Below are 11,378 nucleotides of genomic sequence, written 5' to 3' on the forward strand. Positions count from 1 at the left end.
AAAGAGTAAAATCCTTTTAAAATAGCATTTTAATTGCTGTTAAAAGTAGGAGCATAATAAAAACATATCTTAATTGTTTCACAGGTAATACATAATTTAACCTAGCACCGAAAGGGGCAGTTAAACTACTAGGAATCGCTATCCAGAAAACGGCAGGCCAATAGATGTATCCGGTGGAGTAAGGTACAGTGGCCATTGCGTGCCACCCTGTAATGATAAAAATAATAGTCCCCACTGATGCTACAGTGATACCACATAAATTGGATATAGCAGGAATTTTTCTTATCGGTACTCCACAATAGGTAAGATAAGGAATAGTTAAAATACCGCCTCCTACCCCCAAGAGCCCGGATTTTAAACCAATGAAATAACTGACCAAACGATCAAGCCAAGGTTTAGGGGCTTTTTGTGGGCGCTCTGCCTGTTTATCAAAGAGCATTTTACATGCAACACACAGTAAAAAAACTGCAAATATAATTTTTAACCAATACGTTGAAACGAATGCGGCCAGCACGGCTCCTGAGATCGCTCCCAAAATAACCCCAGGCAACAATCTGTAAAAAACAGACCATAAAACCTCACCCATAGTATGGTGAGCCCGCAAAGAAGCTTGAGCCGTACAAGTGATGACCGCTAATGAGGTTCCTGTAGCAACATGCATAATACTGGATTCAGGAATAGAGTGATTTATCTGAAAAAGAAAGGCTAAGCCAGGCACCACAATAATGCCACCGCCTATACCTAAAATACCGGCCATAAAACCCGCAAAGACACCAATGACAGCATAAATAACTCCGTGAAAAAGCAAATCCACAATCACGACGATTTCCCTGCACGAATTAAACTGCCTAACCCCTCATCCTCCAATGCTTTTTGTAAATGGAACCGTATTTCTGCCGGATGCTCATACTCAAGTACTTCAGCAAGAATCTTACGTGCATTGGCAATAGCAAAATTGCGAATCACCCATTTTACTCTGGGCAAACTAGAGGAGTTCATACTTAAGGTATCAAAGCCCATAGCAATTAATAAAATAACGGCGAGGGGATCACTCGCGATTTCACCGCAAATACTGACCTCAACTCCTGCAGCATGTCCACCCTCAACTATTTTAAGCAATACGCGTAACATTGCAGGATGTAATGCATCATAAAGACCCGCAACGCGAGCATTATTTCTATCTACTGCTAATAAATATTGAGTGAGGTCATTACTACCTACCGAAATAAAATCAACACGTTTAGCAATTTCTCGCGCTAAATAGGCTGCTGCGGGAACTTCTATCATGACGCCTATTTTCGGTTTTTCTATAACACAACCCTCTTCTAATAGCTCCTCAAAAGCTTGCTCAATTAAGTAAGCGGCCTCTTCGACCTCGCTCAAGTTAGTGACCATGGGAAGCATAATTCGTAAATTATTTAATTCCTCACTAGCTCGCATCATGGCGCGAACCTGCACCAAGAATACATCGGGATGATCTAGAGTAACCCGTATACCGCGCCAGCCTAAATAAGGGTTATCTTCTGCAATAGGAAAATAAGGCAAAATTTTATCGCCACCTATATCTAAGGTACGCATAGTAACGAAACGAGGAGCAAACGCTTTAAGCGTTTGTCGGTAAATAATGGTTTGCTCATCTTCGGACGGAAAGCGATCGCGACTCATAAAGGGTACTTCCGAACGATATAAACCGACCCCTTCAGCACCAACGCTCATAGACATACCCGCATCCATAGCTAAACCAGTATTCACTTGTAGGGATACTCGATAACTGTCAGTAGTTTCTGCAGGCTTATCCCGTAAACTAACTAGGCTTTGATTTAAATCCTGTTCTTCTTGAGCGAGTACTTTAAATTCGGAGAGCAATGCCCTCGATGGAGAGACATAAACATGGCCATAATAACCATCAACGATTAATGCTCGTTTGGCGATATTTTCAACTTTTAAACCACGTAACCCCATGACGGTGGGTACGCCTAAAGCACGAGCTAAAATAGCAACATGAGAGTTATTAGAGCCTTTAGCAGACACTACCCCCGCTAACTGCCCTTCAGGAACTTCGGCAAGCGCTGCAGCGGTGACCTCTTCGCCAATGAGAACGGTTTTTTTAGGATATGAAATCTCCTCGCGCTGCGACCATTGCAATTCTGCTAAAACTCGCCGACCCAAATCACGAAAATCGCTGGCACGTTCGCGCAAATAATCATCTTCCATGCCTTCAAATTGCGCCACATGTTTTTTGATTACCGTCGCTAATGCAGCTTGAGCGCTAATTTCTTCTGCGCGAATAACTTGCTCGACTTCGGCGCCCAAACTGTCTTTGTCAAGAATACGCAAATAGACATCAAATAAAGCGTGCTCCTCTTCCGCAACAGTTGCCTTCATACGTTTACTTAGACGACGCATATCATCTCGCGCCGCTTCTAAAGCCTGGTAGAAAGCAACAATCTCACTGTCCAGATCTTCTGCTGGGGCTCGCGGAACAGCATCAATATCCGCTGAAGGATAAACAACGACCGCCGTACCAATTCCAATGCCAGGAACACTGCCTATACCCGTCAAAGCAGTTGGTGTGACCTCAACTTTAGCAACACCTAAAGGTTTGGGTTGAGTTAACTCAGCTAATTCACCGGTAGCCTCCGCATGGGCAATAATCCCGCCCAGTTGTGCTGCAAGAGTAATTAGAAAAGATTCTTCTGCATCATCAAAGCAACGTTGCTCTACTTGCTGTACAATTAAAACGCCATATAATTTTCTATGCTGAATAATGGGAACACCCAAAAAAGCGTTTAAATGTTCTTCACCTAATAAGGAGTTATGGTAAAAATCAGGATGAGACGGCGCATCTTCCAAGTTAATAGGTTCTTCTCTTCGGCCTATTAAACCAACTAAACCGTTATCAAGAGCAATTCTCACCCGAAATTCAGCCTGCTTATTCAAGCCTTCTGTAGCAATTAGAACATATTCAGCGTGTTTGTTATCAATAAGGTAAACGGAAACGGCCTCAGCATTAATGGCTTTATTAATATGCTGCACTAATATGCCAAGAGCGTCTTTTAAATGCTTAGCAGCGGTTACATCTTGGACTATTCGTTTTAATACTTTTAGCATCTATGGCCTATGATTACCTCTTTTCCGTTTTATACCGTAGGGAGTACGGCGAGCTTTTTTTAACAAGGGTTCTAGTTCTTTTAGCGCTTGGATATACACTTGCCGTTTGAAAAAGATCACTCGTTCCTCTGGCTCATGAAAATCTACCCAACGCCAACTATCAAATTCTGGCGACTCACTTAAATCCAATTTAACTTTTTGCTCACTAGCAACAAGCTTTAATAGATACCATTTTTGTTTTTGGCCTATAACCAAAGGGTCACTGCCATGACGAAGATATTGTTTCGGTAATCGGTATTTAAGCCAACGCTTGGTAGAACCTATAACCTCTACATCACCTTTTTCCAAACCTACTTCTTCATGCAACTCTCGAAACATCGCTTGTAAGGCCGATTCACCTGCGGCCAAGCCGCCTTGGGGGAATTGCCAGGCATCGTGACCACTTCTTCTGCCCAAAAATACTCTATCCGATTCGTTGACAAGGACAATACCTACATTCAATCGGTAACCGGCTCGATCAATCACCATGATGTCACTGCTTAGACTAAATCGTTAATATCTTGATTTTTCCACAAACAGCAAGACCTTGGCAATTAAATCTGAAAATATTATTAGAATTGATCATCGAATAACATCTATCCGCCATATTTATTACCACTTCGTGCGCGTATTTTGCTTTTATTTTTTCGCTATCCATCACAAAGCACTATATAATCAGTGGAAACATTTTATGCCTGAATACTTATGAATAAACGCATATTAATCATCAATACTGGTGGAACTATCAGTAGTGTGAAAACAACCCATGGATATGAACCCGCATCGGGTTATGTAGAGTCGACTTTAGCACAAATTCCAGCGTTAAAGCACCCGGATATGCCTGAATATATCATCAAGGAATATCAACCACTTCTTGATTCCTCCAATATGACCGTTAATGAATGGAATAGAATAGCCAATGATATTGCTCATGAGTACGATAAGTTTGATGGATTCGTTATCTTTCACGGTACCGACACCATGGCCTACACCGCTTCAGCATTATCCTTTATGCTAGAGCATTTGAGTAAACCCGTGATTGTAACTGGTTCTCAAATTCCCTTATCTGAAGTACGTAATGATGCGATAGACAACGTTATTACTTCTTTATGGCTCTGTGCTCATCAACCCATTAACGAGGTATGCATCTATTTCAATCAGCGCTTGTTACGCGGCAATAGAACGCAGAAAATCAACGCCCAATGCTTTAATGCCTTTGACTCCCCTAATTATCCTCATCTTGCCTCTATAGGTATAGACATCAAATTACATCAGCATCTGCTATTGCAACCTTCAAAAAAACCCTTTCATTTACAAACCATCATGCCACACTTTATTGCCAACTTTAGGTTGTTCCCTGGCTTTGCGTCCGATGTATTGGATTTTATGTTGAATCAGCCTTTACGTGGACTCATCCTGGAAACTTATGGAGCAGGCAATGCGCAAAATAATGACCCTCGCTTTTTAAAGCTCTTAAAAGAGGCCTGTGACCGAGGAATAATCATCGTTAATTGCACTCAATGCCAACAAGGCCGAGTGGAAATGGCTCAATATGCTACTGGGCATACATTAAAACAAGCCGGTCTTATTAGTGGCCACGATATTACTCCGGAAGCTGCTCATTGCAAGCTTTTGTATTTATTGAGTAAAAACTTGGATATCACCCAGATAAAACAACTGATGGAAACTGATTTATGTGGTGAGTTACAGCATTAAATTTATTTGTTGTTATAGGCTGGACTCAGTGTCACCCAGCCTATCGTGTTATAGTCACATATTTATTGTCACTCGCGATGGATCTTCCTGCTCCTTTAGCTCCACCACCTCACCCTTGAATTTTGTCTTAAAATCGTATTCTGATAATTCCTGAACGAGACTTACTGCCAAACTAAATTCTTGGCCAAAACGACCTTCGCTAGGATTAAACCATTCGGAGGGTAACTTAACTGATACAACACCGCCGAAGCTAAAAAAAGGAAGACTAAATCCCCCCTTTGATTTAGGGTTAATAATATTCTGATTATCCGTTGAAAGATCTTTTAATGCTTCCATCGCTTTCTCTTTACGCTCTTCAAGTTCCATTTCAGGCTTTATTCGTTCACTTAGGGCTTGAATTCTTGAACGTACAGCCTCTTCTTTTGCGTTTCGAATAACTGTATCAAGAGTAGAAGATGGGTTAAAAATCTCCTCCGCCAAATAACACGCAGAGTGATAGTAAATAATACTTGCGGGCTCAAAACAATTACAGGACTTATTAATTAAAATTAATCTATTTTCTGCTTTCATTTTATCATTAAAAGTAGATAACTTTGTATAAAAAGCATCAATATGAAAGATTAGGTTGCTTAAAATGTCAAGAGTATCTCCCTCATCTCTTGGTTTTTGATGTTGTTCATGTTTATCTTGAATTTTAACTCGAGCAGCTCCTATTATCTTCTTAATGGCTACGGCATCAGCTTCGTCATCATCACTCCCTTTAAAGTCTTGAATTTCTATTTCTAAAAGGTCGATAATGTGTTGCTTTTGTAAAGAGAGTGCTTGAGTATAAAGTAAAGGATATTGTGCCTGCCACTTTAAATTCTTTGACGTAGTAGTTAATTTCTCTTTAATTAATTTTTTTAGTACGGTGAGAAAAATTGTCATTGCTCTACTCCTTTATCTGCAATTTTTTTATTATAGTCAGTATTACATCCAGTATTTACATCATTCATAACTATGGTGCAGACTGTTTAAATTGAACACCTGTTATGTAATTAATTTAGGAAATCATAAATCTCATGAATTTACAAATTATTATTTTAGCCGCAGGCCAAGGGAAAAGAATGTACTCCCAAACCCCTAAAGTCCTTCATCGTCTAGCAGGAAAACCCATGCTTGAACGGGTAGTAGAAACAGCACAGCAACTAAATCCCGCTGCAATACATGTTATTTATGGCCATGGAGGAGAACAAATAAAGAATTCACTCCCTGATTTACCAGTTAACTGGGTACATCAGACAGAACAACTTGGAACAGGTCATGCGGTGATGCAAGCCTTACCTCATGTGCCGCCAGAATCACTAGTCTTGGTTTTATCAGCTGATGTTCCTCTTATTCAACGTAAAACCATCCAGGCATTAATTGAATGCGGTACAGCAAACTCCTATCAATCTACTTTAGCACTTCTGGTTGCCCATTTAGACAATCCCTATGGTCTTGGACGCATTATTAGAGACAATCAAGCTAAAGTTTGTTCCATTGTAGAAGAAAAAGATGCAAATGAGCAAGAAAAGAATATAAAAGAAATTTATACAGGGATTTGTTGCGCCAAAGCGGCTGATTTAGCAATCTGGTTACCACAGTTAAGTAATAATAATGCCCAGGGGGAGTATTATTTTACCGAAATTATTGCCTTAGCGGTTAAAAATAAAACGCCAATCACAACTATGGCCGTTACCGATCCAGTTGAGGTTCAGGGAGTTAATAACCGATTGCAATTACAACAGTTAGAGCGCATATGGCAACAAAGAAAAGCAGAGAGCTTATTGGAAAGCGGGGTTATGATTGCAGATGCCCAGCGCTTTGATCTTCGCGGTGAATTAACTTGTGGTCACGACGTGTTCATTGACATCAATTGTACTTTTACCGGTCGGGTTATTCTTGGTGACGGTTGTATTATAGGACCTAATTGCCATTTAACCGATGTAACCGTGGGAGCCCATTGTGAGATTTATGCTAATAGCGTACTAGAAGATTGTCGTATTGCTGATCATTGCCATATTGGCCCATTCGCTCGCTTAAGAGCAGGAACACAATTAGATTCACACTGTAAAATAGGAAACTTCGTAGAAACTAAAAAGGCGATTTTTGGCGAAGAAAGCAAAGCAAGCCATCTGAGCTATTTAGGTGATGCGATTATAGGTAAACAGGTGAACATTGGCGCAGGCACCATCACCTGTAATTATGATGGAGTCAATAAGCATCAAACCATTATCGAAGATGGGGCGTTCATAGGTTCCGATACGCAATTAGTTGCTCCGGTAACGGTTGGCGCCAACGCCACTATTGGGGCGGGAAGTACCATACGAAGAAATGCACCTGCTGATGAGCTGACCTTAACAGAGTCCAAACAAAAAACCCTTCTGGGTTGGAAAAGACCACAGAAGAAGGATTGATAACCATTTGGTAATCGCTCACGATTAATGGCGTCAACTTAAGCTTTTTGAGAAAGTTGTTGGAGCAAAATGGCCAACCTACTTTTTAAGTTGACACCATTCAGGAATGACTACTGAAACTGCAATACTAGAGCATTATTCTTTTTCAAATGCTTACACAACCACAGCAACAAAGGCAATGAAACAAGAGTCATCAATAATTTATATTGCCAAACGTTAATGACCAAATTAATGATCTGCTCATAGGGATAAATACCGCCAAATAGCAAACTATAATCGACAAGACATAACAAAGAGTTGGCGCAGGTGTTCGCTATCAAAATACGCAGCAAACGATTCATTTTCCACCGGGAATGTTTTAAATAATGCAGCAGCATCGCATTGCTAATAAAAGTAACAAATAAAGAAAGTGATGCAGCAGGGAGTCGCCTCGGTAAGACATAATTGTAGAAGGGATTCAAATTAAAAAAAGGAGGGGAAGGTAAGGCAACTATTCCCATCAAAAAAGTATCAAAAATTAATTGAGCGCCTATTAAAACTAAGGCTAGCTTTAAACTGGCATGATAACCCCATAACTCACTAATTAAGGTACTAATCATGATGGTAATAGGAAAAAATAAGCAACTAGCAGTCAAAATGCTGTCTTTATTAAACGCGACTATTCGGTACTCACAGGCAATGCACATCAACATCACCGATACTGCCAAACAAACAAGATAGTGATAAAGAGGGAAAGTCGAACAGTCCTCAAAATAGCTCGAATCGCTATTTTTTTTTCGTTCGAATAACAAAAAAGATAAATAGCTCACACCAATAATGAGCAGAAAAAGAGACGCAATTATTAGTGAGTCACAAAAAACTTGCTTAAAGCTGCGAGCATGGGGATCCGAAAATAAAAAAAAGAAATCCATACAAAAAAAACATAGGCCCCCTAAAAGAGCCCAAAGCATACATTGTTTTGGTGAAGATAATAAATTATTAGTTTTAGAACAAAATAACAAATGAGGTAAATAAAAACTTAAGGCAAAAGAAATAGTCGTTGCAAAAAATTTTTTAGGAATATCTTCAAAAATAATTTGATAGACAGGATGATCATGCATGTATTCAGTGGCAGGTAAATTTACCAATACGTACACACCGATACAAAACATATAAAGAGTCATTAATGCGATATTAAGCACGTGTCGCTGCTCTTTAAAAGAACAATTTCGCAATACCACCAAATAAAACCCCGCAATTAAGGGACAAATTAAACTACTAGCAGCAAATACAATTCCCTGAAGAAGAATGATTTTAAAAGAAACATTAATTAATAAAATAAGACAAGCAACCATACTCGCTATTAAAAACAAAAAACAAGAAGATTGTTGTGCGGATGAACAGCGAATCATGTTAGACAAAGTTCCGTAGTATAACAAGTGAGCCAAACTTAAAGAGTTTTGTCCTAAGGAGCATTATCATTTCCTTTTTTGTGACTGTTTCTGTGAGACAAAATGACAACAACCCTTATTCGTATTGATTTTTAAATACATCCTAAGCAATTCATTGAGGCTCTTAGAATTGGTTACTGCGTAGCAATCAGGCAAAAGCCGCGATGAAGCAAGGCCACTATTGCTCTAATTGGGCCGCAAATATAGCACTATTGTTCTTATTAAGGCAAGTCAGCCTAATCCATCCCGAGAATAAAACCAAAGATGCCAGAAAAGAACGGCTGACTTATGTTTTATAAAGTATGTTCCGTTACTGTTACATCATGAAAATTTGTGTCATTGTCCTGAACGCGCTGTCCCCTTCGCCTCGTCGTCAGCAGATCTTCGGGATCATACATAGATACAGTTTTTTCTTCATCATTCTGCGCCGCTTCGCTGATTTTAGAGCCCCCTCTGCGTTTCCTCGTTGTAAACAAACTTTCAGGATTAGATATAGACAAAGTAGGAACCGTCCTTTGTTCATCGTCATGCTTGGTTCCGCTAGTTTTAGAGACCCCTTCACGTTTTCTTGTGGTAAGCAAACTCTGAGGACTAATTGGAGAGGAGGTAGACTGCTTTCGTGTTGGTACCAAATCATTGGCGGAAATCACTGGCTTAAGTTTTCGTTCAGATATTAGCGTTTTTGCAGGAACTACTGGTGAAGAATCACTTATTACCGAAGGCAGCTCGATTTTTTTTATCCCCCCTGATAATGCTAACCGCGATCTATCTGCTAATTTTACTTCAAATTTCACATCATGGCGCTCAAACCAAGCTTTCAATGCGTTAGCCAAATCCCAAAAATCCTTTTCCTGGGTTAACATTAATACAGTGCGAGTCACGCCTTTAGCTACGCCAAATTTCCAATACAGTACCGCAGCAACACTTTTGGGAGCCCATGCCAATGTGGCAGCAGCATTACTTTTGCCATAGGTTTTCATAGCATCAATGGCGCCAATCCACCCTTCCCGTAAAGCAGACCAATGACGAAAAATGATATCATCGTTAATCAAACCATCAACACTACGAAACATCGGCGGTAATGCCAAAAACTTAAGCGTGCCAATTGGGTCATTGACTACCCCTTCAAATCGCTGAAGAGATGAGGGCAATTTCCACGGCTCCTTAGGTTGCACCGTTAACGCTTGAGATTTGGTTGGCAGCACAACCAAATCACGACTAGCAACCAATGGAACAACTGGCTCAGTGACAGGACTTGAATCCTCTTTCTTTAGATCACTCCTTAATGCCGCTGTCATGAATTGTAGTGCCGAAGACAGCGGAATTAACGGTGGAACATCTTTAGGGCGTTTAAAATCAATGGGTATTCTTTTTATCAATCCAGCAAAAATAACATTCGAGATAAAACGACATATCCATTCATAAGTATTTAAAGGATCTGGCCAAATTGTCGCGTCCTCAGGTTTGACCGAAGGTATATTCATATGCGCTGCAGTATTGACGTGCAACAGAAGCAATACTTGCTTTAAAATTCTATGGTATAAAAATGGAGGTAAGCCAACCGTGTGCTCAAACAACAAGTCCATCAAGACACAAGAGAGCTCATAACTTAAACCTAAAGCCAATACGGATTCTTGCTTCATTGCTTTGTCATTTTCAGGGCGCTCTGGAGTGACTAGTCGAGTTATATAACGGCCATTACTAAGAACTCTTATGAACAAGGCTGCCTTGGGACCAATACCGGGTATGAAACTAACGCCCCAAGCGAGTCCGTCATTTGCAGCTAATATTATTGGCTCTCGTGCTATCCCGTTTAACTGCTCCCCTATACCTTCATCAGAGGAAGGTGTAGGTATTGATTCCTTATTGGAATTAGATGTAAGTGCTATTTCCTTATTAGAATTAAAGGCAGGAGGACCATAGACAGCTAAAGCAAGCATGCGAACAGACGCTTGGCTTCCTTGCCGCCAAGTATATGCCGTTACTCCATAGTTAACTAATGTCAAGCTAGATAAAAAAAGCGTATAAGGAGCCAGCCAAGGTGCATCATCGGGATATCCTTCACGAAAATAATTCTGCACCCCATTATTAATTGCATTAAGTGTTACCATTGGTAACACATCATAAGTCACCAAGTGAGCAACTTCATTTACAATTTGTCGAGCACTTTCATTATTAACCAAGGTCGGGATGGCTTTTTGTAACGCCTTAATTTGGTCTATGCCCTCGAAAAAAGTATTAAATCCATACTTAAATACCGCCACACCAGCTTTTTTTACTGAGGTATTATTCCAAAGCCATTTAGCACTGCTAGTTGCCCCATTAGCTAAAGTCCCCAATCCTTGATATACAAATTTAGCGCCATCTACGACTGAACTCCACCAGCCCATATTGCTCTCCTTAGCGGCAGTATAAATTTCATTGTATGAGTAAAGAAAAAGAAATACTAGTCTTTTAAACAGAGTGCTTATCATCCAAACTAGACTATTTTTAAACTTACTGAGGCAGCCGACTTTGGCCTTTTCCGAATTGCCGACGAAAGTCGGCCCCCATCAGTCTTTCAACAGCATATGGATACCGGCTTTTGCCGCTAATTAGTATAAAAATAATTTCCTGAAAATGGCCAAAGTCGACTGAAGTAAGA

At 40.2% G+C, this 11,378-nt stretch carries 8 protein-coding genes; 2 read left to right on the forward strand and 6 right to left on the reverse strand.

Features of this window, described 5'->3' with window-relative positions:
* Window positions 1-16: 16 nt before the first annotated feature.
* Genes LFA_RS16575 through LFA_RS16585 form a run of 3 tightly spaced genes read right to left on the reverse strand, consistent with a single transcriptional unit; the run spans window position 17 to window position 3,639 of the window.
* Window positions 17-820, reverse strand: coding sequence for a sulfite exporter TauE/SafE family protein (locus tag LFA_RS16575; RefSeq protein WP_231865873.1), 804 nt, complete (start codon window positions 818-820; stop codon window positions 17-19).
* On the reverse strand, window positions 817-3,111 hold the full coding sequence (gene ptsP / locus LFA_RS16580) for a phosphoenolpyruvate--protein phosphotransferase (protein ID WP_045097153.1): 2,295 nt from the start codon (window positions 3,109-3,111) through the stop codon (window positions 817-819). Before ptsP ends, LFA_RS16575 begins: the two co-directional genes overlap by 4 nt.
* A complete protein-coding gene (locus LFA_RS16585) occupies window positions 3,112-3,639 on the reverse strand; it encodes an RNA pyrophosphohydrolase (RefSeq protein WP_045097154.1) in 528 nt (175 codons plus the stop codon).
* Between the two features lie 216 nt (window positions 3,640-3,855).
* Between LFA_RS16585 and ansA the strand changes: the two genes are divergently transcribed.
* Window positions 3,856-4,866 (forward strand): asparaginase, encoded by a 1,011-nt coding sequence (ansA, locus tag LFA_RS16590; protein ID WP_045097155.1) that lies wholly within the window; start codon window positions 3,856-3,858, stop codon window positions 4,864-4,866.
* A gap of 54 nt (window positions 4,867-4,920) precedes the next feature.
* Here the strand turns inward: ansA and LFA_RS16595 are convergent, their stop codons facing one another.
* Window positions 4,921-5,793 carry a hypothetical protein gene (locus LFA_RS16595; RefSeq protein WP_052674023.1) on the reverse strand — a complete coding sequence of 291 codons (873 nt, stop codon included), beginning with the start codon at window positions 5,791-5,793 and terminating at the stop codon, window positions 4,921-4,923.
* Between the two features lie 134 nt (window positions 5,794-5,927).
* Here LFA_RS16595 and glmU point away from each other — a divergent pair, with 134 nt between their 5' ends.
* On the forward strand, window positions 5,928-7,304 hold the full coding sequence (gene glmU, locus LFA_RS16600; protein WP_045097156.1) for a bifunctional UDP-N-acetylglucosamine diphosphorylase/glucosamine-1-phosphate N-acetyltransferase GlmU: 1,377 nt from the start codon (window positions 5,928-5,930) through the stop codon (window positions 7,302-7,304).
* 110 nt (window positions 7,305-7,414) lie between these two features.
* Here the strand turns inward: glmU and LFA_RS16605 are convergent, their stop codons facing one another.
* Window positions 7,415-8,695: a VUT family protein gene (locus LFA_RS16605; protein ID WP_045097157.1), complete on the reverse strand. Its 1,281-nt coding sequence runs from the start codon at window positions 8,693-8,695 to the stop codon at window positions 7,415-7,417.
* A 332-nt stretch (window positions 8,696-9,027) separates the two neighbouring features.
* The gene (locus tag LFA_RS19045; RefSeq protein ID WP_052674024.1) at window positions 9,028-11,124 is read right to left on the reverse strand and encodes a hypothetical protein; all 2,097 of its coding nucleotides are present in this window, start codon (window positions 11,122-11,124) and stop codon (window positions 9,028-9,030) included.
* Between the last annotated feature and the right edge of the window lie 254 nt (window positions 11,125-11,378).

Source organism: Legionella fallonii LLAP-10 (assembly GCF_000953135.1).
Taxonomy (GTDB): domain Bacteria; phylum Pseudomonadota; class Gammaproteobacteria; order Legionellales; family Legionellaceae; genus Legionella; species Legionella fallonii.